This window comes from Microbulbifer mixtoriginis (SeqCode) (assembly GCF_052467705.1).
On sequence record NZ_CP174322.1, the window covers coordinates 3,021,795 to 3,043,639 of the forward strand.

At 48.8% G+C, this 21,845-nt stretch carries 26 protein-coding genes; 1 reads left to right on the plus strand and 25 read right to left on the minus strand.

Translation table 11 applies throughout. The annotated features are described in order from the left end of the window. Positions 1–19 precede the first annotated feature (19 nt). The 13 genes from ACJJIB_RS13165 to ACJJIB_RS13225 all read right to left on the minus strand — a co-directional run bounded on the left by ACJJIB_RS13165 (position 20) and on the right by ACJJIB_RS13225 (position 8,683). Positions 20–319: a hypothetical protein gene (locus ACJJIB_RS13165; RefSeq protein WP_444886395.1), complete on the minus strand. Its 300-nt coding sequence runs from the start codon at positions 317–319 to the stop codon at positions 20–22. Between the two features lie 441 nt (positions 320–760). Next, the gene (locus ACJJIB_RS13170; protein ID WP_444886396.1) at positions 761–979 is read right to left on the minus strand and encodes a hypothetical protein; all 219 of its coding nucleotides are present in this window, start codon (positions 977–979) and stop codon (positions 761–763) included. A 108-nt stretch (positions 980–1,087) separates the two neighbouring features. Beyond that, positions 1,088–1,645, minus strand: coding sequence for a hypothetical protein (locus tag ACJJIB_RS13175; protein WP_444886397.1), 558 nt, complete (start codon positions 1,643–1,645; stop codon positions 1,088–1,090). A 1,272-nt stretch (positions 1,646–2,917) separates the two neighbouring features. After that, positions 2,918–3,295 (minus strand): hypothetical protein, encoded by a 378-nt coding sequence (locus tag ACJJIB_RS13180; protein WP_444886398.1) that lies wholly within the window; start codon positions 3,293–3,295, stop codon positions 2,918–2,920. 119 nt (positions 3,296–3,414) lie between these two features. Further along, the gene (locus tag ACJJIB_RS13185; RefSeq protein ID WP_444886399.1) at positions 3,415–3,681 is read right to left on the minus strand and encodes a hypothetical protein; all 267 of its coding nucleotides are present in this window, start codon (positions 3,679–3,681) and stop codon (positions 3,415–3,417) included. A gap of 18 nt (positions 3,682–3,699) precedes the next feature. Next, positions 3,700–4,035: a hypothetical protein gene (locus ACJJIB_RS13190; protein ID WP_444886400.1), complete on the minus strand. Its 336-nt coding sequence runs from the start codon at positions 4,033–4,035 to the stop codon at positions 3,700–3,702. Between the two features lie 103 nt (positions 4,036–4,138). After that, complete coding sequence (locus ACJJIB_RS13195) at positions 4,139–4,702, minus strand: hypothetical protein (RefSeq protein ID WP_444886401.1); 564 nt, start codon at positions 4,700–4,702, stop codon at positions 4,139–4,141. A gap of 1,095 nt (positions 4,703–5,797) precedes the next feature. Next, a complete protein-coding gene (locus tag ACJJIB_RS13200) occupies positions 5,798–6,283 on the minus strand; it encodes a hypothetical protein (RefSeq protein WP_444886402.1) in 486 nt (161 codons plus the stop codon). 87 nt (positions 6,284–6,370) lie between these two features. After that, positions 6,371–6,874, minus strand: coding sequence for a hypothetical protein (locus ACJJIB_RS13205; protein ID WP_444886403.1), 504 nt, complete (start codon positions 6,872–6,874; stop codon positions 6,371–6,373). Between the two features lie 69 nt (positions 6,875–6,943). Further along, complete coding sequence (locus tag ACJJIB_RS13210) at positions 6,944–7,216, minus strand: CPCC family cysteine-rich protein (RefSeq protein ID WP_444886404.1); 273 nt, start codon at positions 7,214–7,216, stop codon at positions 6,944–6,946. A 107-nt stretch (positions 7,217–7,323) separates the two neighbouring features. Continuing rightward, positions 7,324–7,545, minus strand: coding sequence for a hypothetical protein (locus ACJJIB_RS13215; RefSeq protein WP_444886405.1), 222 nt, complete (start codon positions 7,543–7,545; stop codon positions 7,324–7,326). A gap of 170 nt (positions 7,546–7,715) precedes the next feature. Continuing rightward, the gene (locus tag ACJJIB_RS13220; RefSeq protein WP_444886406.1) at positions 7,716–8,132 is read right to left on the minus strand and encodes a hypothetical protein; all 417 of its coding nucleotides are present in this window, start codon (positions 8,130–8,132) and stop codon (positions 7,716–7,718) included. A gap of 26 nt (positions 8,133–8,158) precedes the next feature. Then, the gene (locus ACJJIB_RS13225) at positions 8,159–8,683 is read right to left on the minus strand and encodes a 2-thiouracil desulfurase family protein (RefSeq protein ID WP_444886407.1); all 525 of its coding nucleotides are present in this window, start codon (positions 8,681–8,683) and stop codon (positions 8,159–8,161) included. 488 nt (positions 8,684–9,171) lie between these two features. Here ACJJIB_RS13225 and ACJJIB_RS13230 point away from each other — a divergent pair, with 488 nt between their 5' ends. Beyond that, positions 9,172–10,008 carry an integron integrase gene (locus ACJJIB_RS13230; RefSeq protein ID WP_444886408.1) on the plus strand — a complete coding sequence of 279 codons (837 nt, stop codon included), beginning with the start codon at positions 9,172–9,174 and terminating at the stop codon, positions 10,006–10,008. A gap of 80 nt (positions 10,009–10,088) precedes the next feature. Here the strand turns inward: ACJJIB_RS13230 and ACJJIB_RS13235 are convergent, their stop codons facing one another. From ACJJIB_RS13235 to ACJJIB_RS13290, 12 genes are all read right to left on the minus strand, one after another. Beyond that, positions 10,089–10,535: a GNAT family N-acetyltransferase gene (locus tag ACJJIB_RS13235; protein ID WP_444886409.1), complete on the minus strand. Its 447-nt coding sequence runs from the start codon at positions 10,533–10,535 to the stop codon at positions 10,089–10,091. 82 nt (positions 10,536–10,617) lie between these two features. After that, positions 10,618–11,082, minus strand: a complete 465-nt coding sequence (locus ACJJIB_RS13240) for a thioesterase family protein (protein ID WP_252081947.1) — start codon at positions 11,080–11,082, stop codon at positions 10,618–10,620. Next, complete coding sequence (gene sthA, locus ACJJIB_RS13245) at positions 11,079–12,476, minus strand: Si-specific NAD(P)(+) transhydrogenase (RefSeq protein ID WP_444886410.1); 1,398 nt, start codon at positions 12,474–12,476, stop codon at positions 11,079–11,081. Before sthA ends, ACJJIB_RS13240 begins: the two co-directional genes overlap by 4 nt. A 136-nt stretch (positions 12,477–12,612) precedes the next feature. Next, a complete protein-coding gene (gene nqrM / locus ACJJIB_RS13250) occupies positions 12,613–12,855 on the minus strand; it encodes a (Na+)-NQR maturation NqrM (protein WP_252081949.1) in 243 nt (80 codons plus the stop codon). Further along, positions 12,855–13,913: an FAD:protein FMN transferase gene (locus ACJJIB_RS13255; RefSeq protein ID WP_444886411.1), complete on the minus strand. Its 1,059-nt coding sequence runs from the start codon at positions 13,911–13,913 to the stop codon at positions 12,855–12,857. Before ACJJIB_RS13255 ends, nqrM begins: the two co-directional genes overlap by 1 nt. Positions 13,914–13,927: 14 nt before the next feature. Beyond that, entirely contained in the window at positions 13,928–15,151 is a 1,224-nt protein-coding gene (gene nqrF / locus ACJJIB_RS13260) for an NADH:ubiquinone reductase (Na(+)-transporting) subunit F (RefSeq protein ID WP_252081951.1), read from the minus strand. Positions 15,152–15,167: 16 nt separating this feature from the next. Continuing rightward, positions 15,168–15,776, minus strand: coding sequence for an NADH:ubiquinone reductase (Na(+)-transporting) subunit E (gene nqrE, locus ACJJIB_RS13265; protein ID WP_020413086.1), 609 nt, complete (start codon positions 15,774–15,776; stop codon positions 15,168–15,170). Positions 15,777–15,779: 3 nt separating this feature from the next. Continuing rightward, positions 15,780–16,436 (minus strand): NADH:ubiquinone reductase (Na(+)-transporting) subunit D, encoded by a 657-nt coding sequence (locus tag ACJJIB_RS13270; protein ID WP_252081952.1) that lies wholly within the window; start codon positions 16,434–16,436, stop codon positions 15,780–15,782. A 2-nt stretch (positions 16,437–16,438) separates the two neighbouring features. Next, complete coding sequence (locus tag ACJJIB_RS13275; RefSeq protein ID WP_252081953.1) at positions 16,439–17,221, minus strand: Na(+)-translocating NADH-quinone reductase subunit C; 783 nt, start codon at positions 17,219–17,221, stop codon at positions 16,439–16,441. Then, entirely contained in the window at positions 17,214–18,425 is a 1,212-nt protein-coding gene (locus tag ACJJIB_RS13280; protein WP_252081954.1) for an NADH:ubiquinone reductase (Na(+)-transporting) subunit B, read from the minus strand. Before ACJJIB_RS13280 ends, ACJJIB_RS13275 begins: the two co-directional genes overlap by 8 nt. Before the next feature lie 2 nt (positions 18,426–18,427). Continuing rightward, positions 18,428–19,768 (minus strand): Na(+)-translocating NADH-quinone reductase subunit A, encoded by a 1,341-nt coding sequence (locus ACJJIB_RS13285; RefSeq protein ID WP_444886412.1) that lies wholly within the window; start codon positions 19,766–19,768, stop codon positions 18,428–18,430. Positions 19,769–20,161: 393 nt separating this feature from the next. Further along, a complete protein-coding gene (locus tag ACJJIB_RS13290; RefSeq protein WP_444885908.1) occupies positions 20,162–21,622 on the minus strand; it encodes a glyceraldehyde-3-phosphate dehydrogenase in 1,461 nt (486 codons plus the stop codon). Positions 21,623–21,845 lie beyond the last annotated feature (223 nt).

Here is a 21,845-nt window from a genome sequence, read left to right on the forward strand (position 1 = left end):
CATAGTCACTTGTTATGCATTAGCCTCGGGGCCAGTCTTTGATAGTTGCAATAAGTAGGGCTATGAAAATTACTAGAAGAAAAAAGGTCATGCCATAGCCCAGAGCACCATCTACTTTTACTCCTTTGACCTCCCAATACCCATAGGTTGTAAGCTGGTATAGCATTGCAAAAGATACGAAGCCACTAGTAAATACGGCCAGAAACATACGCCGCAAATTGAAAAGCTTTTTCCCAAAAGCAAGCTCCCCCCATGAAGGATTCTCGATTTTCCTATCGAGGCCTTTTCGGCGCCATCGGCGATCTTTGAGATTAGACATAGTTTTTATGCATAACGTTGCCAGCAAGGGCAACCGAAACAAAGCGTAGGCTGGGCGATCTTGCCTGGCCTGGTTATGGCTGTCGCGCACGGAACCACCTATGAGCACTTTGCCAGCCACGGCTTGGCTGGTCACCGCCCAATATTAACGAGGAAAGAATACCGCACTTTCTCCTACCAATTCCTATCTTACAGGCACTCCACGAAATTGCAGCGGACTGCCCGTTTCTACCAGACCTGAGCAAACACTCTAGGAACAAAACTACTTGAATTGTAACCAGTAAATATTGCTCTGTACTGACCACTATTTGTTGGCACTAAAACTTCAGTTACCACGAAAATCAATAAAACTGACCGCCACAATAACGTCCGGCGCACAGGCGAAGCACGCAGTGCTGAGTCCAGACCGAAGGTCGATTGTGCCGCCGCTGGTTATATTTTATTACGCGATGGGCTCTAAATCAGAGGGAAAGGATCCATACTTTTCCCACTGAGAATTACTCATTTCGCCTTTGAATTCACGGGAGTTCCACGCTCGATTTAAGTGTGCATTAATATGAGCCATATCTATAGAATAACCATCGATGTTAATGCTCCCCTTAGATCCCATTTCTTTAAGGAGATCACCTAGATGCTCATGTGCATCTTCTAGCTCACTCATTAATTGACTCCATTCAACTGGGTTTTCCTTGCTATCTATCATGATTTCTTTGAAATATTACACCCAAAACAGCGCAGCGACGCTTGCGGCGTCCGCTGCCTTTGCTGGTTATGTGCTGATTGCCGTAATACACTCTTCCCTGGCCTTCCAAATCTCTTCAAATTCAGATTCACCATATTCATTCCGAATGTACTCTTTGTGCAATTCCTGTTTTTCCTCACCAATTCCATTTGGTTCGATGACTTTCTCAGAGAAGAAGTCGTTTATCAATTCATCGGCTTCAATTCCGTATCGTGTCAGATCCACCCTAACGCCTTGATAACTCAGATAGCAATGAGCCTCTGGAATAAACTCAAAGCCATATTCAGTCAAGACATTACCAACACCAGGAGTGTTGGCTTCAGTCATGGGGTAAATACCAACAACTAAATCAACGCTGATTTCCAACTCATCGGCTAGCTCCTTTAATAAAGCGTGCTTTGTACTGCATGCACCCTGGCCTTCGGTTAAAATAAGCCTCCAATTAGCTCTATCGCTCGTTCTACCGTAAGGTAATTTCCATACATACTCGCACGCCTCATGAAAACTCGACAATCCAAGCTTACTAAAAGCCTGAGACAGCTCACCGGCTTCTGATAAATTCCTATTTGGTAGAGATTCGTACATAGAATTTCTCACTACACATAACACCCGGCTTAGGGGCGGATTTGTAGCAGCGAAGCTGCGGAAAAGCCGTCCCAGCCGTGAGAAGCATGGCGACTACAACCACTTGTTAGGAGCTTGATTCGCAAAACTCTCTCTCGTGAACTCTATTACACCAGTAAAGAGAATTCTTGTACCACAATTTGCTGATGCGGCTCTTAGGGCCTGCATAAGAAAGTAATGGCTGATAAAAAGCACTATGTAGAAAAGTGGCAGTACGTGCGATTGTATAACCTGGTTCTACACCAACTGTATATCTGGCTATCAGAGGGTATAAGCAGAAGAACCCAGCTATATAGAGTGAAGCAATCCCCACAGTTAAGTAGGTGAATATTCTGTGCTTTCTCTGCATTAGTGGGCCTCCTAACGCCCACAGCACGGACGGCCGAAGCGCAGCGTGGCTGTCCCTCGGAGGCCCGAAGGGCCATAGCAGCGTGTCTGTGATTGTTAAGAGTTATTGACACCATGTTCCTGATCCCAACAAAAGCACACAAATAAGTAATAGCCACCAAATAGGGTGTACATCCACATAATTGTAAACCCCACGTGATCCATAACATTACCACCAAATTTGGAATACAACAAAAATACCAAAATTGCAGCAAAGAACGAAGTATTCAGAATGATCGTACCAATAAAGCGCGCAACTCCAAGTCTACTCCCTTGCCTCGGGCAGAGAAATGTAAATGGAAACCATGCAAATTTCTTAGCATGAAATACATTCATTATTTTAATAAACTCACCCATAACTTGATCTTACGATTATGACTCTTAACGTTGCCAGCAAGGGCAGCCGAAGCAAAGCGTAGGCTGTCCAGCCCAGCCACCGGCTGGGCGATCTTGCCTGGTCTGGTTATAGCTGGCGCGCACTGAACGACCTACCTGCTCTCTGCCAGCCACCTTTGGCTGGCCACTGCCTGATAAATTTACTGGGAAAAATACCATACTTTCCCCACCGGTTAACTAACTGACTGGCACTCCACAATACTGCAGCTAGCTTGCAGAACTTGTTGGCTTTAAACGAAGGCACTTGAACGGAACTGCGGTACCAACTTGCAGGAAAACTCTCTGGAGAAATGTGCTCAGGAAGAGATTGGTGCTTGCAGCAACTTCAAACCACCTAAAAAATGACCGCCACAATAACGCCTTGGTAAGGGGCATTCAAAGCGAAGCTTTGGATGTCCCGCGCAGGTGGCGATAGCCACCGGAGTAAACTTAACCAACTTGTTAACCGATTTAGGCCACTCGATATTTTTTTACGGAGTACTGTATAAAGAGAGCTATGATCAGGTGAGCAGCCACCATGTAATAGTACATTGGCATCAAACTTTGAAAGCCCTCCACAATACCCTTGCTGTACACCATATCACCCGCCCCTCCAATAACGCACGCAACAAGAACGAGCCATGCAGCATAATTAGTAAAGCTGGGCTTAAACCAAGCAAAAAAACCGCAGGCAATCAAGCTGAAACCGCGAATGACTGTAGTGCCTATTTTTAATGCTGCGGCACCTGTACCGAGGCTCAATAGAGTTTCCATCATGGCAGGGATAAATAGCGCTCCAAGAATTACAAAACCAAACACTCCATACAAACTACATATTACTTTCAACACTGTGAGCTTCCTTTTCGGTTAACGCCTTGCTAAGGGGCAGCCGAAACGCAGTGTAGGCTGTCCCGCGGAGGCCGCGCTTTTTGCGGCCGGAGTGCACTTGAGCAACTTGTTATATGGCATTACTCGAAGCACCTTTTTATCAAGTAACCACATACCCACGCCAGACCAAAAAAGACACCTAATATGGCAAGCAGACCAAAGCTTGCACCAACTAGCTGAAGAGTGAACTCTTTGTCAGTAGATGCAAGCTCGGTAATTAGTGCTCCGATTATACCAACACCGAAAATACTGAATGCAACGAGACTGATGAGCATAGAAAAGAACACTAGAGGCTTTTGTAGCCTCTTAAACTGTATTCCTAACAGTATTGCTTCTATTAATCCCATGGTTGAATCTTGTGTGCCTTATAAACGTTCGCATTTGCGGCGGCTGTAGCATAGCGTAAGCCGTCCGGCCGCGATAGCGGCGAACAACATGTGCTTGTTAAGTGATTTAACACCCACCATCACTACCCCCCCATCTCCACCACCAAAACTGCCATAATCATCACTGCCAAAGTAACCACCAGTGCTAGAGCCCTGAGTTATCCCGAACTTCACAATAAACCACAGTACACTGGAAATTAGAAAGACTGTAAATAATAACGGAGCAAATACTGAATTAAGCGTGTTTTCGGAAGTAAGATCAATCAGATACCAAGACCCAACTAAGCCGACGAGATTAATGATGAATGATTTCATTGACTATCCTTGTATCACTTAACGCTGCCAACACGGGCCGCAGTGCAGCGCAGCGAAACGGAGGTCCGAGCCTTGCAAAGCAAGGCTAAAGTGCTTGGCTTTGTTAAGCATTTGGCTCTCGTATATCTATAGACTCTGCAGATTTTAATAAATTTGACAGCCCTGCTATGGTTCTTTCAGTAAATCTGTGGGCACACTCAACTACCGATATATCCTTCTCGCTTCTTATCATATGGAAATATTTTTTTAGTGAATCGTTGATGATGAACTCTAAAGAATCCACAGGTTCTGGCATCATTCTAGTATTTGTGAAGCCCTTAACTTCCACCATAATCGCCTTTCTGTGAATGATATCCCCTCTAAAACTATGAAGTCGCGTGAACCAGTCTTTGTGCTCTGAAGAAACTATTGAACCGAAGTCATGCTCTTTATATATTTGGTTGGTTTTATTTACTAATCCGTTCCACTTGATAGTTTGAAATTTTGAACCGTAGATAAATAACCCCAGGTAGTTTCCAACATAGTCAGACATGGAGGCTAAATTAAATATCAAATTATCTAGGCAGTAGCTAACTTGCTTAATCGCGCTCATGGTAAATATGATTTCCTCACCGGCATCACCCTTGATGTTCTCATATTTGTCAGCTTGAGATTTGACCACTTGCATTAGAATTCCTAGCTGCTGAAATGATGCCCCTAGTCGATAGTTGACGTAATCTCTTCTGGCATATATAGCATCAGAGCCCGGGACGGGCATGTGGCGTCCATATCTATTGAAAATCAGATTTGAACAGTTCTTTAGTAGCTGTCTGTCAAAATTCTTAAAATATTCCATGTGACTCTCATGGATGCTTAACGTTGCTAGCAAGGGCAGCCGAAGCGAAGCGTAGGCTGTCCAGCCCGACCCCGAAGGGGTTGGGCGAGCTTGACTAGCCTGGTTATGTGTTGATGCTCAAAATACACGAGTACCCTCGGGTATGCGATTTTTAATGTTACTTTCTTCTTCTGTTAAGCAGTGGCACGTATTGCCACCAATGCCATAACGCCCGCTAGGGGTATAACGAAAATCAGGGAACTCTTTTTCGAGGCAGATATTCTCACACCTATTCCGACCTTTGCTTACGTCAGAGAATATAAGAAATAAACCAATGGCAATTACAGGAAGAAATACCCACTTGAAGATCTTTAACTCGAATGATGTTGGCTCCTTGTCTGGTAGACGTTCGTACAATTCTAATTTCCTATAGACACATAACGCCGCCGGCAGGGGCAACTTGCCTTGTGCGCGTGTTGCGCGAAATGGGAGCATAGCGACCCGCGCACCACGTGCACAAGGTAAGCTGTCCCGCGGAGGGCCGAAGGCCCGGAGCATCTTGCCCGGCATTGTTATACGTTGGGCCTGGTACTCAGACTAAAAATCGTATCAACCTCTTCTCTAAACTCCGGAATTCCAAAGTAGACAACTACAACTATTAGGAATACCGAAATCAACGCACCAAGCAAGGAAAACCAATAGTAGCGAAGGAATGGTTTTCCTTTCTCTTTTAAACACTTACCTGAAAACAGAAACAATCCAGCTGCTCGTATAAACCAACTATTACTACATTCTTCATTCAGTAAGCGAAACAGAATCACAAAGCTGGAGATAAGACACACCAGAAATGCGCTGCTTAAAATTGTCAACAGTACGTTTGTGATCATATTCTACGTATCGCCGCGAGTACGGGTGCGAAGCATCACACACCTTGCTTTGTTACGTGATTTAGTAGGCACCGAAATACCTACCACTGTGACATTTCCCAGTAGGCTTTTGTGTTGTGATTTCTTCTTTGGTTTCTGTAACCACACCCTTGTATTCACAATTCCCATAAGTAAATGTGTAGTGAGCACCAGACTCAGGAATAAAGGCAAATGTATGCCGACAGAACTGCCCCTCCATAACCATTTCACCAGTAAATACAGTACGATCAAAGAATTCAAAAGACAGGAGTTTGTTTGCTGGCACATTCACAGTAAATTCAAGCGTTGATGGTTCGGTCCAGTTTCCGTCCCAAAGATCACCGATATATTCTCCGTACTCGCTTGGATTACACTCTAGCCCCTCAAACATTGAAACAGTAGGACCATCTTTAAGACCCTCTTCTAGTTTAAAATTAATCTTTGCGATCTCACCAGATTGAGGTCCTTGATAGGTTGTAGCACAACCGGCTAAAACAAAAGGTAAAAAAACTAATACAAATTTATTCATTGTTACTCCATTTTTTAACGTAACGCCCGCAGCATTGGGCGTCCCGCGAAGGCCCCGCCAGGGACCGTAGCAAACTGCCTGCGTTTGTTAAAGGGACTTACCACACCATTTTGTTACCGCCACCTTGGGATCAACCTCAGGCTCATTAACCTTTTCACCAGAGCTAGCCGCGCACTCATTGCTACCACACGTATATCCAACAGCACGATCTATTTCTCCGTACTCTTGAATTAAGCCAACAGCTGTATTGTTACGAAGATAGAAGCGATTCTTATACGTTCCAGTTGGTACGGCGAGCGGAACTGGTACTACGCCAACAAATGCTCCAGCACCAGCCCACGACGTTCCGTCTTTATAAATAAGTACTTTGCAATACTCAAATTGATCTACAGAATCAGGATTCCCCCAACGTTCGATAATTTCAATCTCTGAGTAAGGCGAATCTCTCTTTTCGAATGAGAATTGATTTCTCTCATTCCCTAGACTGAACTCTGTTCTAGCCCATTCTTTTTTCCCATAAGTGCCAACAGCCAAACCAACACAACCCGACATTATGCTAAGGGAGGCTATTATGAGAACTGCTCTAATCATTGACGTACCTTTAACGTGTTTAGCACCTGCGCCGTAGGCGTCGGGTGCCTAAATTTGTTATATTTTTTGCTAAAATTCACTGGAGTGTTTATATTCTTCACGAGCTTCAGCTGGTAAAACATGTCGAATCATTTTTTCGCAGCAAGCTCCATACTTGTCAAAGTTATTTCGCGCTTCGACAAGTGTGAGACCATGATTGTTGACAGATGGCACTGTCCCCCTAAAACCAACCTCTGAATCCGACTCCCAATAACAAATAATACATATCTCTCCATGGTCACCGCCATATAGGGATAGATAGCCGCAACAGGGGCACTCAATTGTGGTATTCACTTCATTCATAGCTCAGTAAATATAACGCCTTGCACACGGGCTTGAGCTGCATAGCAGCGAAAGTCCGAGCTCACGCAGTGGGCTAACGTGCTGCAACTGGTTATGTGTGATTTTATTTATGCCCATGATATTAACCACTTTGACTCTTTAAAATATTGCTTTAATGATTCGTAGTCCTCTACCCAGTCGTCGTAGCCTTCTGCTTCTGGGTTGCTGAAGTCACGAGAAATTAAAACAAGACAATTCTCTGAATCAGTTGCACATGGCTCTACTTTTACTTGCCAGCCTTTGTTGTCGCCAGCCTCAATTTTGCCAATGGTATTTAAAGGTATATCCATCTTCTAATTACACATAACGCCGCCAGCAGGGGCAGCTTACCTTGTGCACGTTTTGCGCGAAAATGGGAGCAAAGCGACCCGAGCAAAACGTGCACAAGGTAAGCTGTCCCGCAGAGGGCCGAAGGGCCGAAGGCCCGTAGCATACTGCCTGGCATTGTTATGAGCACCTCTCATTGCGACGCAATTCCATTGACCGAACTGATTGAGATTGATTGCTTACAGCCAGGGGAGATACCCTCTGAACAGCAGTACTGAACAGTTACCGCCATGTCATAACCCGATGCTGGCATATGAAGCAAAACGCTGGGTTGCTCACTACCAACTTTATAATCCATAGAAGAGCCTGAAATTTCATTTTTACCGAGCAATAGATAGGTTTGAACTCGACCCGCTAAGCAATTTCCGAGCTTGTTTGCAAACTCAAGCTGATATAGAGAAGTATCAGCGCTTCCAGAATCTATTTTTGCCAACTTAACAGACAGTGACTCAGCATTTTCCCGTGTTACTTCAGTATTTTCAGGTAGACCACCGGCCATAGATCCACCACAAAATACTAAAAATGAAGATTTTAAAATGTGCTTAAACATAGCTCGTTTAGCTCATAACGCCAAGCTCAGCGGCGCGCAACGCGCGTCCGGTGGAGGCCGCAGGCCGGAACGCACTGCAGCGCCTTGTTAGCTTCTTTTAGCTGATATTGACTGAATACCTTAATACCATTGGACATTAATAGTGCTGTGGTCACACCTGCGCCTTTTGTTCTTGTGCCCGAAAAATCACCATTATAAATAGAGGAACTTCCACATGACGGGCTAAAATCAGTCAAAACAGCAACTTCAATTTCATTTTCCAGGCATAGGGCCAATGCATTTCTAGCACCCGACAAGAACAAATGAGTAACATCCCTTCCATTATCTTCAAGTACAGAAACCTTTCCAGACAGCACATCACTGCCGACTCCACCAGATATTTCAGCTGGCGCTCTTGGAATAGACATTCCCGCGCTTACTTCAGGACAAACTGACACGACTCGTCCCTCTTCAACCCAGCGTTGAATAATATCACTAGATTCTAGAAGTGAATTACCATCGTAACGTACCTTCTCACCTAGTAAACAAGCGCTGATGAGTACTTTTTTCATATAAAACTCTCGATGGATTTCTGGAAGCTAACATTTATATAGTGATCATCATGACCACTATTATCCTGATTACTATTTCAGAAGCAATCCCACGACAGCCCCCTTTGAATCACTTTAAAATCATATAGTTATACAAAAATGATACGAAGGTGTAATATGGAAAAATGGTCACTACGACCACTATTCTTAAATATACCACTTTACGTAACTCATTGTATTTAATGATTTTTTGAGCATATTTGCTAAACCTATCAAAATAACGGTCACGATGACCGAAATTTCAGCTCGCATCTGGTCATATTTTTTGCAAGACTGTATATATAACCAGAGTTGGGTGTGTTTAAATGGATGACATTCCTATACCGATCCCCAAAAGCTCCTCTCGATTTATGGATCGATTGCGAACTTTCATGCGATCAAAGTATTTGGCATACAAAACCGAGTAAACCTATTGCTATTGGATTAAAGACTTTATTCGCTTTAATCAGATGCGTCACCCAGAAGTGTTAAGCAAGGCTGAAGTGAATAACTGGCTCAGTCATTTGGCAACGAACCGATCCGTATCAATCAATACCCAGAAAACGGCTTTGAATGCAGTCGTATTTTTATACAAGCAGTTTATGGGCCTTGAACTAGGTGAGCTTAAATTTCACAGCAGCCACCGTCCCAGGCGGTTGCCTGTGGTTTTCAGCCATGTGGAGGCCACAGATATTTTGGGGCAGCTTACTGGCCCGGCAAAGCTTGCTGCATCTTTGATGTACGGTTCCGGTCTTAGGGTCATGGAAGCCGTGCGGCTTCGGGTGAAAGACGTTGATTTTACAGAGCAGTGTATATTCGTACGTGAAGCCAAGGGTGAAAAGTGGAGAAGGACCCTACTACCTAAATCTCTTATTGAACCATTAAGGGCCCAAATTCGCTATGCCCTCTCGCTCCATCAGCAGGATCTCGTTGAAGGATATGGCGAGGTCTATCTCCCATTTGCGCTAGCCAGAAAGTTTCCAAAGGCTGCCATCAACCCCGTTTGGCAATATATATTTCCTGCTAGAGAGCGCTCGCTCGATCCTCGTAGCGATATCATACGAAGGCATCATATTGGAGAACAACAGATAAGGCGTGCAGTTGCCAGGGCTATTTCGACCTTGGGTATACGAAAAAAAGCAAGCTGTCACACCTTCAGGCATTCATTCGCTACCAACCTATTACGATCAGGTGCAGACATTCGCAATATCCAAGAGCTTCTTGGTCACAATGATATAAGTACTACGATGATCTACACCCACGTGATTGGTGTACATGAACGTGGGATTAGTAGTCCATTAGATTAGATTGAGCCCCAGGCATGACCTCTAAAAACGGCTGAGCTTTAAGTCCTTCTCTCACTCTTTGCTAAAAGACCCGTTGCTTTTTAACAGGGTACTCTGTAGTAAATATTTTCACAGTCAATCTCAAAACCTAAAGACTGATATAACTGACGTGCGCGATTGTTTCTTTTCTCTGTTTTAAGTTCAATACGAATGGCCTGAGTTTCTTTTGCAAAATCTATCGCAGCCTGGATCAGCTTTTTAGAAACGCCCCTCCCCCTATAGCGGCTTGAAACACCTAAGTCATTTAAAATCCACAGGCGTGTAAGAGCAAGGGAAGAAAAGCTGGGATAAAGATTCACAAAACCCATTACCCCAGAACACTCGGAATCTATTGCTATAAAAAGTGTGGAAGCCTGACTGTCGATCAAGTTGCCCAGAAAAGACTCAGTTCCAATTAAGTCCGATTTATAGCCACAAAATACCCTGTATTCATCAAATAATTGAGCCACCTCAGGTACATGATGGCTTTCACATCGTAATATTTTCACAATGGCCCCTTGCAATTTACAAAAGCATTTCAGCTTACCAAATGAGCTGCAAGCCAGTTCTTGCAGCTAATCCAAGGGGGCATCAGTAGAGAAATGTGGCAGTCCCAGTAGCAATTAATTCTTCCCGGTCATTACTCAACTCCATACGCGCAACCACGAGTTTATTGCCCGTGCGTAAAATCGAGCCTTCACAGAGAAAGTGCTCCCCCCTTCCGGGCTTTAAATAATCCACGCGCATATCTACCGTACCCAGCTTAGAAAGGCGATCGGCTTTTTCTTTCCAGTGCAGATCCCCCATGCGCTGATATGCAGCAACCATTGCGGTAAGGCCACCGACAGTATCCAGGGCAGTGGCAATTACACCACCATGCAAGATATTTGTCCAGACGTTACCTATCAACTCCGGACGTTGTTGAAAGCCGGCGGAGAGAGTAAGTGCCTCTAGGTCTAGGGAGCGCATTTCAAGGCCAATCTGCTGATTAAAAGGGATCTTTTCAAAAAACCCCTTTACCAACTCCTGAAATTCATGGGGAGAGGGCTCTGTCATAATCTTGCAACCCGGTTGAGACCATCCAGTGCGGCACTACGGTAGGCCTCTGCCATGGTGGGGTAGTTAAATGTGGTGTTAACGAAATAATCGATGGTGTTATTTGGCGAGGGCTGCTTCATGATAGCCTGACCAATATGCACAATCTCTGCCGCTTCGGCACCAAAACAGTGAATGCCGAGAATTTCACGGGTTTCAATATGGAACAGGATCTTGAGCATACCCACGCGCTCACCAGAGATCTGTGCGCGTGCAGTGTGTTTAAAGAGCGCACGCCCCACCTCATAGGGTACCTTGGCGGCTGTCAGTTCGGATTCTGTTTTTCCTACTGAGGAAATTTCCGGCAGGGTATAAATACCAGTGGGCGCATCCTCGATTACACGGTGCCCGCGGCCGGCAATAGCTGCTGCTACCGCCCTACCCTGGTCATAGGAGGCACTGGCAAGGCTAGGCCAACCAATAACATCGCCCACCGCAAAGATATTATCCACTTCGGTGCAATAGTGATCATCTACACTTAACTGGCCGCGGTGATTCGCTTCGAGGCCGACATTTTCCAGGCCCAGGGAGCTGGTATTACCTGTACGACCATTGCACCAGAGCAGCGCGTCTGCATGGATACGCTTACCTGATTGCATTTCCATAATCACGCCCTGATCATTGGGGAGCACACGCGCATACTCCTCCTGGTGGCGAACGGTAACGCCCATATCTCGCAAGTGGTAACTCAAGGCATCAGAGATCTCATCATCCAGAAATTCCAACAGGCTACTGCGGGTATTGATCAAATCTACCTTGATACCAAGACCAGCGAAAATAGAAGCGTATTCACAGCCAATCACGCCGGCGCCGTAGATCATGATGGAATGCGGCGTATGCTGCATATCCAGAATCATATCGCTGTCGTAGACACGCTCGTGATCAAAGTCCACATCTGCGGGACGATATGGACGGGAACCCGTGGCAATAATTAATTTTTTCGCGGTGACAATTTCTGTGGCACCATCGGGCAGCTGTACTTCTACACTATTCGCATCGCGGAAATTTGCCGCCCCAACGATTAGCTCAACCCGATTGCGCGCATAAAAAGAGGTGTGCATTTCCACTTGATAGGAAATCACTTTATTGACCGTCTGCATCACCTGGGGAAAGGTTAGGCGGCGCGGTTCACCCAAAGCACGAAAAACACTCTGAGTGTTATAACGCATTAATTGTTTGACAGAGTGGCGCAGAGCTTTGGAGGGAATGGTGCCCTTATGGGTACAGTTACCGCCTACTACCTGGCGTTTTTCAATCACTGCGACACGCATACCTTTTTTCGCGGCGCTCATTGCTGCGGCCTCACCAGCCGGACCAGAACCAATTACAACCAAGTCAAACTTTTGCTCTGCCATCTATAGCTCTAATTCTATTTTTCCAAAACGGAGTATGAGATTTAAGAATGCCTCACACTCAATACTAAAATCAGCACAGAAGGTGCCAATGATATAAAACAACAAGCCCGTTAATTACGGGCTTGGGAGAGATTGCCTACTTGCGCTTAGTCGCGTCGTAAGCGAGGTCTTCAGCGGCAACCTTTTGCTGACGCTTACGCTCTTGCTCTTTTTCGCATTCGTCGTCGTTGCCACCACAAATGGTGCAGTCCTGCTTCATGCCGATATTATTCAGGCCGCCACAAGAGCCTTTTAGTGGCTTATTTTGCACCATGGCGCCGAGTGCCATTCCGGCAACTACTAACAGCATGGCAATAAAAGCAAAGATAAATATTGTCATTACTCAGACCTCTCTAAGTAGGGTGCAAAGGCGCGGCTATAGCGCTCCTCGAAACCCTTATCAGTTTTTACCAGCATGAAAACAGCCAGGTTTTCACGTTCGGCCAAAGCCAACCCTTCTTCAGCCCCAAGTACATTGAGAGCGGTAGCAAGGCCATCTGCTTCAGCACAGGTATCTGCCAGCACGGTTACCGAGGCCAGCTTGTGCTGTAACGGTCGACCAGTGCGGGGGTCGATACTGTGTGCATAGCGCACTCCATCGCGTTCATAGTAATTCCGATAATCACCACTGGTAGCCACCGCCTTACCACTAACACCAATAGGCTGTTGAACCATCTGGCCAAATGAGTCAGGTGCTTCAATACCAATTATCCAGGTCTTACCTTTTGGATTCACACCCAGGGTACGCAGTTCACCGCCGATTTCGACCAAGTAGTTGCGAATTCCCTGCTGCTCCAGCAACAGTGCAACCCGGTCGACGCCGTGCCCCTTGGCGATAGCCGAAAGGTCAATTTCTACCGGTCTCTGACGAGTGATCGTATCCGGTTTACGGGTCACTTTAAGTGCATCGGAGCCGACTACCTTTTGCAGGCCGGCTATCTCCGCATCGGAGGGAATTTTCTCAGGCTCTGGTTGGGGACCAAATCCCCACAAGTTAACCAATGGGCCAACGGTAACCTCGAAGGCACCCTGACTGCGTCGATAAATATCCAGGGACAGCGTCACAATATCTACCAGCGGCTCACTGACCGGGATGGCCTCACCTACAGGACCGCGGTTGAAACGCATCAACTCCGAGTCCTCGATATAGGTGGACATCTCCTGGTTGACCTGCTGCAGCTCATCGTCAATTAACGATTGCAGCTCGCTACGCTTTACGCTTTGCGGTACATCGACAACCGTGATGTGATAAGTGGTCCCCATGGTGCGGCCACTAAGCTGCCAGTTTTCCGCTGCCGGAGTACAGGCAGTGATAATTACAGTCGCCCAAAGCAAAAACAGGGCCGGAAGAACGGGCCCTGTTTTTGCTTTTATCGGGGCTTTGATTGCGTTTAGCAAACTAAGCTCTCCGTTTAACCACCGAAGTCATCAAGGAGGATATTTTCATCCTCTACGCCCAAGTCTTTGAGCATGCTGATTACTGCGGCGTTCATCATGGGTGGCCCACACATGTAGTACTCACAGTCTTCCGGAGCCGGGTGGTCCTTCAGGTAGTTTTCATACACCACGTTGTGAATGAAACCTGTGTAACCCGTCCAGTTGTCCTCCGGCTGCGGATCAGACAAGGCCACATGCCACTTGAAGTTATCAAACTCAGCAGCCAGACCGTTGTAGTCATCTTCGTAGAACATCTCGCGCAGAGAACGCGCGCCGTACCAGAAGCTGATCTTGCGCTTGGAATTCAGACGCTTGAGTTGGTCGAAGATGTGTGAACGCATCGGCGCCATACCGGCACCACCACCGATAAACACCATCTCGTTGTCGGTTTCCTTGGCGAAGAACTCACCGAAGGGTCCATACACCTTGATCTTGTCACCCGGCTTCAGGCTGAACACGTAGGAAGACATCTGACCCGGCGGGATACCCTCAGTACGGGGTGGCGGAGTCGCAATACGGATGTTGAACTTAACAACACCTTTTTCTTCCGGGTAGTTAGCCATAGAGTAGGCGCGAACCACAGGCTCGGTCACCTTGGACTCCAGCTTGAAGAAGCCAAAGTGCTCCCAGTCACCGCGGTACTGGTCTTCTACTTCGAAGTCGGCAAATTTAACGTGGTGAGCTGGGGCTTCCAGCTGTACGTAACCGCCAGCACGGAAGTCAACGTTTTCGCCTTCGGGCAGACGCAAGGTCAGCTCCTTAATGAAGGTGGCAACGTTGGGGTTGGATTCCACAGTGCACTCCCACTGCTTCACTCCGAACACCTCTTCCGGCACTTCGATTTCCATATCTTGCTTAACCGCAACCTGACAGGAAAGACGCTTGCCTTCTTTCGCATCGCGCGGGGTAAAGTGAGCCGCTTCAGTCGGCAACATATCGCCACCGCCCGCAGTCACTTTACACACACACTGCGCACAACTGCCGCCGCCACCACAGGCGGAGGCCAGGAACAGGTTATTGGCAGCCAGGGTTTGCAGCAGCTTGCCGCCGGCTGGCACGGTGAGAGTCTTCTCACCGTTAACCAAAATGTTGACGTTGCCGGTGTTTACCAGGCGCGAGCGGGCCGCAAGGATCACCGCCACCAGCGCCAGTACGATGACGGTAAACATCGCTACGCCGAGGATAATTTCAATACTCATTTATTGTTTTCCCCGCTTAGATATCGATGCCGCCGAAGGACATGAAGCCCAGGGACATCAGACCAACGGTTACGAAGGTGATGCCCAGACCTTTCAGGCCATCCGGAACGTCACTGTACTTCAGCTTTTCACGAATACCGGCCAGAGCAGTAATCGCCAGTGCCCAGCCAAGGCCGGCACCGAAACCGTAGGCAACACTCTCACCGAACGCGTATTCGCGCTCAACCATGAACAGGGAGGCACCCATGATGGCGCAGTTCACGGTGATCAGCGGCAGGAATACACCCAGGGCGTTGTAGAGCGCTGGTACATATTTATCCAGGAACATCTCCAGGATCTGTACCAGTGCCGCAATTACACCGATGTAGGACAGCAGGCCGAGGAAGCTCAGGTCCACGTCGGGGTAACCGGCCCAGGCCAGTGCGCCGTCTTTCAGCAGGTAGGTGTAAATCAGGTTGTTCACCGGTACTGTCAGAGTCAGTACCACGATAACCGCAACACCCAGGCCAATCGCAGCTTCGATCTTCTTCGATACGGCCAGGAAGGTACACATACCGAGGAAGAAGGCCAACGCCATGTTTTCAACGAAAACGGCGCGGATAATCAAAGAAATATAATGTTCCATGGATTAGGCCTCCTGCGCTTGGGAATTTGGCGCAATCTTGAACTCGTCTTGCTCAACCTGGGCAGGCTTCCAGGCGCGGATTGCCCAGATGAACAGGCCGATCAGGAAGAATGCACTGGGCGGCAATAACAGCAGGCCGTTGGGGATATACCAACCGCCGTTGCTCACGGTGGTCAGGATATCTACACCGAACAGTTTGCCAGCGCCGAACAGTTCACGGATTACCGCGAGACCAATCAGGATAACGCTGTAGCCCAGACCGTTACCGAGACCATCGAAGAAGCTGGGCAGCGGCGGGTTCTTCATAGCGAAGGCTTCCGCACGACCCATTACGATACAGTTGGTAATGATCAGGCCAACGAATACGGACAACTGCTTGGAGATGTCGTATGCCAATGCCTTGATCAACTGGTCCACCAGGATTACCAATGAGGCAATCACGGTCATCTGAACGATGATGCGGATACTGTTCGGGATCTGGTTGCGGATCAGAGATACCGCAACGTTGGAACAGGCCACAACCGAGGTCAGAGCGATACACATTACCAGGGTTACCTGCAACGAGCTGGTTACAGCCAGTGCGGAACAGATGCCCAAGATCTGCAGTGCGATCGGGTTGTTGTTAAAAATCGGCTCTAGCAGAGTCTCTTTGATTTTCATGCTTATGCCTCCCCTGCTTTCAGGTTTTTCAGGAAGGGACCATAACCTTGGTTACCCAGCCAGAAGTTCACCAGGTTGCTAACGCCCTTACTGGTCAGAGTTGCACCGGACAGGCCGTCTACTTCGTGAATCGCATTCGGGCTGTTGGGGTTAACCTGGCCTTTGATCACAGCGATATCTACGTCGCCTTGCTTGTTGAAGACTTGCTTACCAACCCACTGGGCTTTCCAGTTAGGGTTGTCCACTTCGCCACCCAGTCCGGGAGTTTCTTTGTGCTCGTAGAAGCCGAGGCCCGCTACGGTGTCTAGGTTGCTCTCCAGCGCGAGGAAGCCGTACAAGGTACCCCAAAGTCCGTAGCCACGGACAGGCAGAATGATCTTGTCCAGTTGGCCGTCTTTCTCTACCAGGTAAACCTCTTTAATGTTTTCCCGACGGATAATCTTGGCGGTGTCCTCGTCTGCCGGCAGTCTCTCACTGGCAGAGGGAATCTTGGAAGCAGCGCGACCGCTGCCGCCAGCCGGCGCTTCATCGGTGAACTTACCGGTGTTCAGATCAACGTATTTGATCTTCACATCGGCGAAGGCTTTCTCTACTTCCGCTTTGTTAGCGCGAGAGTCCTTCAGCAGGCCACCAGCCATCAGTACGTTGCGCTTCATGTCCAGCTCGGCATTCGCCTGCTGGGCAGGCTTCAGCATTACCGCCGCAGTGGAAACCACCACAGAGCACACCAGGCACATTACCAGCGCGACAATCAGAGTACCGGTTACGGAATCTTTATTAGCCACGTGCCAACCTCCGTTTGATATTGGACTGCACCACAAAGTGGTCAAACAGCGGAGCGAACAGGTTAGCGAACAAGATCGCCAGCATCATGCCTTCCGGGAAGGCCGGGTTCACTACACGAATCAGGACAACCATCACCCCGATCAAAATGCCGTACCACCAGCGACCAGTGTTGGTCATAGCAGCGGAAACCGGGTCAGTGGTCATAAAGATCAGGCCGAAAGCAAAACCGCCCACTACCAGGTGCCAGTACCAGGGTACCTGGAACATCGGGTTGGTTTCGGAACCGATCATGTTGAACATAAATGCGGTGGCCATCATACCCAGCAGAGTGCCGGCTACGATGCGCCAGCTGGCGATCTTCATGCCCATCAGAATTACACCGGCAATCAGGATAGCCAGGGTAGAAGTTTCACCGATGGAACCATGTATCTTGCCGAAGAAAGCGTCGAACCAGGTTACCTGGCCAACCGCAGCATTCACGATACCGTTCTGGATACCTTCGCTGGCCATGACAGACAGCGCGGTAGCCCCGGTGTAACCGTCAACCGCAGTCCAAACTGCATCGCCAGACATCGCTGCCGGATAGGCGAAGAATACGAACGCACGTCCGGTAAGTGCCGGGTTGAGGAAGTTTTTGCCGGTACCACCGAACACTTCCTTACCGATCACCACACCGAAGCTGATGCCCATAGCCACCATCCACAGAGGCAGATCCGGCGGACAGGTTAAGGCAAACAGAATGGAGGTTACGAAGAAACCTTCGTTCACTTCGTGACCGCGCACAGCGGCGAACAGCACTTCCCAGATACCACCCACAATAAAGGTGACCGCATAAATCGGCAGGAAGTACATGGCTCCGTAGACAAAGTTGTCCCACAGGCTCGCAGGGTTATAGGAGGTCAGAGCACCAATAATGGCGTGACGCCAGCCGGACAGATCCGGATTGGTCATACCTTCCAGAATAGTGTTGGCCTGGAAACCGATATTCCACATACCGTAGAAGGCAGGGATCATCGCACAAGCCCATACGGTGATCATAATACGCTTCAGGTCAATACCATCGCGCACATGAGAGGTGGTCTTGGTTTTATCAGCCGGCTGGAACAAGCCAGTATCAATGGCCTCAAAGAGGGCATAGAACTTTTCGAACTTGCCGCCTTTGTGGAATTTCGGTTCGATGGAATCGAGGAATTTACGCAACATACTTACCCCTCCTTCTCAATACGGGTCAGGTTGTCCCGCAAAATGGGGCCGTATTCGTACTTGCCCGGACACACAAAAGTGCACAGTGCCAGATCTTCCTCATCCAACTCCAGAGCACCCAGTTTCTGGGCCATAGCGGTATCACCCACGATCAGGGAGCGCAGTAGCTGGGTCGGCAGTACGTCCAGCGGCATAACCTTCTCATAAGTGCCGACCGGTACCATGGCACGCTCGGAACCGTTAGTACTGGTGGTGAAGTTGAACAGTCTGTTCTTGAACAGGCGCGAAAGATAAATCGGGAAAACGGAGAAGCGCTTATTACCGGCACGCAGATAGTGCAGGAAAGGACGCTCACCACCCTCTTCCAGCACAGTTACCTGATTATGGTAACGACCCAGGTAACCCAAAGGACCTTCAGCAGTGCTGCCGCCAAATACGGAGCCGGAAATAACGCGGTCGTTATCACCTTTCAACTCACCGGAAGTCAAAGTTTCCAGACTGGCGCCGAGACGAGTGCGCACTAGTCGGGGCTGCTTAACTTGAGGGCCGGCCAGGGAAACAACGCGATCGGTGAACAGTTTACCGGTGGTAAACAGTTTGCCTACGGCGATCACATCCTGGTAATTAATGGTAAATACACTGCGAGAACCGGAAACTGGGTTCAGGTAGTGGATATGGGTACCGGACAGGCCAGCCGGGTGGGGGCCGGCAAAAGCTTCGCGGCGAATATTCGCAGCGCTCGGTACGGGGATATCTGCATCAGGAGCGGTACAGACGTAAGTGGTTTCCGCCAGCTTGGAAAGAATCTCAACGCCCTGAGAGAAGGCTTTGGGGTTCTCGGCAATGACCACTTCTGGGTTGGCAGCCAGAGGATTGGTGTCCATCGCATTGATAAACACCGCTTCCGGTTTAGCATCCAAAGCGGGCACGCGGCTGAACGGGCGGGTACGCAGTGCGGTCCACATACCGGATTCAACCAGGTTCTCAACGACCTGTTCGCGCGTCAGACCAGATAGCTTATCTGCGCTATAGCTCTGGAACTGTTCTGCTGCATCGCCGTCTATGCCAATCACAACGGATTGCAGAACACGGCGGGCACCGCGATTGATAGCAACAACACGACCGGCGGCCGGCGCGGTGTAGCGCACGCCTTCGGTTTTTTTGTCACTGAACAGTAGCTGACCAAGATTGACGCGATCCCCTACAGCCACTGCCATTGTCGGCTTCATCCCGTGATAATCGGGGCCGAGAACAGCAACGGTCTTGATCGCAGGTCCTTTGTGGATGACCTGCTCGGGCGCGCCGGATATGGGTAAGTCCAATCCCCGACGGATCTTTCTCATACGCCTATGCCTAAGTTTCTAGTTTATAAAATTGCAATAAAGCCCACCCGCCCAGGTTCAAACTGAAAAACAGTCAATCCCGGACTGGCGAGCCATACTGTGGAATTCTGTGCTGCGAGGGCTTATGCCGTTTCACCCGTAGACCGGGCGGAAGGAAGCTAACTAAAGGTTGTGCGCGCTAACTTCTCGGCGCACGGCCGCCCCGCAAAATCGCGCGCATTATAAAGATGGGGCAAAAGCTTTACCAGTCTGGAAGCGTCCAAAGTGGCACTAAGAAGGGAAATTTCTACTGAAAAAACAGGGATTTGGAAAGATGTGGGCGGACGGCTGTGACTGCCGCCCCACCCTCATGGTCAGCCCAAAGAGCCGACCTGCAGACTTTAAGCTGACGCCTTAGTCTTTCTTAGGGAACAACTCATAACGAACGCCAGCCATATCTTCCAAGCAGCGAACCACTTGACAGCTATAACCGAACTCGTTGTCGTACCAGCAGTAGAGCACTGCGTTCTTACCATCCACGATAGTCGCAGTGGAATCGAATACGCAGGCAACGCGGGAGCCAACAAAATCGCTGGATACCACTTCCGGGGAGTTGGTGAAATCGATCTGCTGACGCAGTGGCGAGTGCAGTGCCACATCGCGCATATATTCGTTCAGCTCTTCCTTGGTGGTTTCTTTACCCAGGTTCAGGTTCAGGATCGCCATGGAAACATTAGGGGTCGGAACGCGAATTGCGTTACCGGTGAGCTTACCTTTCAGCTCGGGCAGCGCTTTGGCAACCGCCTTGGCAGCACCGGTTTCAGTCAGAACCATATTCAGCGCTGCTGCGCGACCGCGACGCTCACCTTTGTGATAGTTGTCGATCAGGTTCTGGTCATTGGTGTAGGCGTGTACAGTTTCTACGTGGCCGTGCTCAACGCCGTAACCGTCCATCATCGCCTTCAGCACAGGCACGATGGCGTTAGTGGTACAGGAAGCGGCAGACAGCACCTTATCTTCCGGCTTGATGTCGCTACTGTTGATACCGTAAACGATATTCTTGATATCGCCCTTGCCCGGTGCAGTCAGAAGCACTTTGGAGGCGCCGGGGCTCTGCAGGTGCTGGCTCAGGCCTTCTTCATCGCGCCATACACCGGTACTGTCAACGATAATCGCATCGTTGATACCGTGCTGGGTGTAATCCACTTCCTGCGGGGAGTTGGCGTAGATAATCTTGATTTCGTTACCGTTACAGATCAGGGAGTTGGTCTCCTCGTCTACACGGATAGTGCCCTGGAAAGCACCGTGTACGGAGTCGCGACGCAGCAGAGAAGCGCGCTTCACCAGATCGTTGGGCGCCTTGCCCTTGCGCAGTACGATAGCGCGCAGACGCAGAACGTCACCACTGCCGGCCTTGTCGATCAGCAGGCGGGCAACCAGACGGCCGATACGGCCAAAACCGTAGATCACAACATCTTTGGATTCGGGCAGAGGCTTGCCGGCACCCGCTGCGTCGGACAGCTCTTCACGTACAAACTCATCCACAGACAAGCCGCGATCGTCGCGCATGTACTTGTTGGTCATGGTTCCCAGGTCGATATGTACGGGACCCAGCTCCATCTTGCAGATGGCTTCCAATACAGGGAAGGTTTCAAACTCGGAGAGTTCATTTTCCTCAACCTGACGCACGAAACGGTGCGCTTTCATAATGCTCAGCACTGAGCGATTAACCAGGTTGCGGCCGTACATATAAATACCGACGTTGCTCTCACGGTTGAGCTTTCCAATCATCGGGATCATGGATTCAGCCAGTGCTTCACGCTGTTTCCAGTCCTTGAAAAAGTCCGCGGGCTTCGGTCGCTTCTGAGTCACTATCGGACACCTCTGCAATGTGTTTAATAGGCAGGAAATCACGGCCCACAAACCACTCGGGGCCGTATGGCTGCGCATTATCAGTATTCACCCGCTGCTACGCAACTGCGCAAAAAAAAACCAAAAAAATGTAGTAAAACTACCTTTTTGTTGTCACAAGCCCTCGCGATACGCAATCCCCCAAAAATTGCAGCCGTTTGAGATCGAAACCACAGGCACAGATATC

Excerpts from the sequence above, each read along its gene's own strand:
- ACJJIB_RS13190 (WP_444886400.1), bottom strand. The coding sequence starts at position 4,035 with ATGAAATCATTCATCATTAATCTCGTCGGCTTAGTTGGGTCTTGGTAT.
- sthA (WP_444886410.1), bottom strand. The coding sequence starts at position 12,476 with ATGGCAGAGCAAAAGTTTGACTTGGTTGTAATTGGTTCTGGTCCGGCT.
- ACJJIB_RS13185 (WP_444886399.1), bottom strand. The coding sequence starts at position 3,681 with ATGGGATTAATAGAAGCAATACTGTTAGGAATACAGTTTAAGAGGCTA.
- ACJJIB_RS13220 (WP_444886406.1), bottom strand. The coding sequence starts at position 8,132 with ATGTTTAAGCACATTTTAAAATCTTCATTTTTAGTATTTTGTGGTGGA.
- nqrE (WP_020413086.1), bottom strand. The coding sequence starts at position 15,776 with ATGGAACATTATATTTCTTTGATTATCCGCGCCGTTTTCGTTGAAAAC.
- ACJJIB_RS13205 (WP_444886403.1), bottom strand. The coding sequence starts at position 6,874 with ATGATTAGAGCAGTTCTCATAATAGCCTCCCTTAGCATAATGTCGGGT.
- ACJJIB_RS13200 (WP_444886402.1), bottom strand. The coding sequence starts at position 6,283 with ATGAATAAATTTGTATTAGTTTTTTTACCTTTTGTTTTAGCCGGTTGT.
- ACJJIB_RS13165 (WP_444886395.1), bottom strand. The coding sequence starts at position 319 with ATGTCTAATCTCAAAGATCGCCGATGGCGCCGAAAAGGCCTCGATAGG.
- ACJJIB_RS13285 (WP_444886412.1), bottom strand. The coding sequence starts at position 19,768 with ATGAGAAAGATCCGTCGGGGATTGGACTTACCCATATCCGGCGCGCCC.
- ACJJIB_RS13225 (WP_444886407.1), bottom strand. The coding sequence starts at position 8,683 with ATGAAAAAAGTACTCATCAGCGCTTGTTTACTAGGTGAGAAGGTACGT.
- ACJJIB_RS13240 (WP_252081947.1), bottom strand. The coding sequence starts at position 11,082 with ATGACAGAGCCCTCTCCCCATGAATTTCAGGAGTTGGTAAAGGGGTTT.
- nqrM (WP_252081949.1), bottom strand. The coding sequence starts at position 12,855 with ATGACAATATTTATCTTTGCTTTTATTGCCATGCTGTTAGTAGTTGCC.
- ACJJIB_RS13280 (WP_252081954.1), bottom strand. The coding sequence starts at position 18,425 with ATGTTGCGTAAATTCCTCGATTCCATCGAACCGAAATTCCACAAAGGC.
- ACJJIB_RS13270 (WP_252081952.1), bottom strand. The coding sequence starts at position 16,436 with ATGAAAATCAAAGAGACTCTGCTAGAGCCGATTTTTAACAACAACCCG.
- ACJJIB_RS13170 (WP_444886396.1), bottom strand. The coding sequence starts at position 979 with ATGAGTGAGCTAGAAGATGCACATGAGCATCTAGGTGATCTCCTTAAA.
- ACJJIB_RS13195 (WP_444886401.1), bottom strand. The coding sequence starts at position 4,702 with ATGCAAGTGGTCAAATCTCAAGCTGACAAATATGAGAACATCAAGGGT.
- ACJJIB_RS13230 (WP_444886408.1), top strand. The coding sequence starts at position 9,172 with ATGCGTCACCCAGAAGTGTTAAGCAAGGCTGAAGTGAATAACTGGCTC.
- ACJJIB_RS13175 (WP_444886397.1), bottom strand. The coding sequence starts at position 1,645 with ATGTACGAATCTCTACCAAATAGGAATTTATCAGAAGCCGGTGAGCTG.
- ACJJIB_RS13215 (WP_444886405.1), bottom strand. The coding sequence starts at position 7,545 with ATGGATATACCTTTAAATACCATTGGCAAAATTGAGGCTGGCGACAAC.
- ACJJIB_RS13210 (WP_444886404.1), bottom strand. The coding sequence starts at position 7,216 with ATGAATGAAGTGAATACCACAATTGAGTGCCCCTGTTGCGGCTATCTA.
- nqrF (WP_252081951.1), bottom strand. The coding sequence starts at position 15,151 with ATGAGTATTGAAATTATCCTCGGCGTAGCGATGTTTACCGTCATCGTA.